This window comes from Limosilactobacillus avium (genome assembly GCF_947381485.1).
Taxonomy (GTDB): Bacteria; Bacillota; Bacilli; order Lactobacillales; family Lactobacillaceae; genus Limosilactobacillus; species Limosilactobacillus avium.
Map to the genome: position 1 here is coordinate 1 of NZ_CANCWN010000086.1, position 707 is coordinate 707.

General features: G+C 51.2%; 1 rRNA gene. It reads right to left on the bottom strand.

The features are described from left to right. Positions 1 to 696 (bottom strand): 23S ribosomal RNA (locus QOS01_RS10410); the annotation flags it as partial. Between the last annotated feature and the right edge of the window lie 11 nt (positions 697 to 707).

Genomic DNA, 707 nt, shown 5'->3' on the forward strand with positions numbered 1-707 from the left:
CGCCCATTTAAGACTCGCTTTCGCTACGGCTCCGGTTTTTCTACCTTAACCTTGCATGCAATCATAACTCGCCGGTTCATTCTGCAAGAGGCACGCCGTCACCCATTAACGGGCTCCGACTGCTTGTAGGCACATGGTTTCAGGAACTATTTCACTCCCCTTCCGGGGTGCTTTTCACCTTTCCCTCACGGTACTGGTTCACTATCGGTCACTAGGTAGTATTTAGCCTTGCGAGATGGTCCTCGCAGCTTCCGACGGGGTTTCACGTGTCCCGCCGTACTCAGGATCCTGAACGGAGAATGTGACGTTTCGTCTACGGGGCTATCACCCTCTCTGGCACAGCTTCCCAGCTGTTGCGACTACGTCGCATTTTGGTAACTCCATTGTTCAGTCCTACAACCCCAGTAAGCAAGCTCACTGGTTTGGGCTCTTCCCCTTTCGCTCGCCGCTACTCAGGGAATCGAAATTTCTTTCTCTTCCTGCAGCTACTGAGATGTTTCAGTTCACTGCGTCTTCCCTCTGCTAGCTATGTATTCACTAGTCAGATAACCAACGACTAAGTTGGTTGGGTTTCCCCATTCGGAAATCTCCGGATCAAAGTGTACTTACCACTCCCCGAAGCATATCGGTGTTTGTCCCGTCCTTCATCGGCTCCTAGTACCAAGGCATTCACCATGCGCCCTTCATAACTTAACCTTGATGATCAC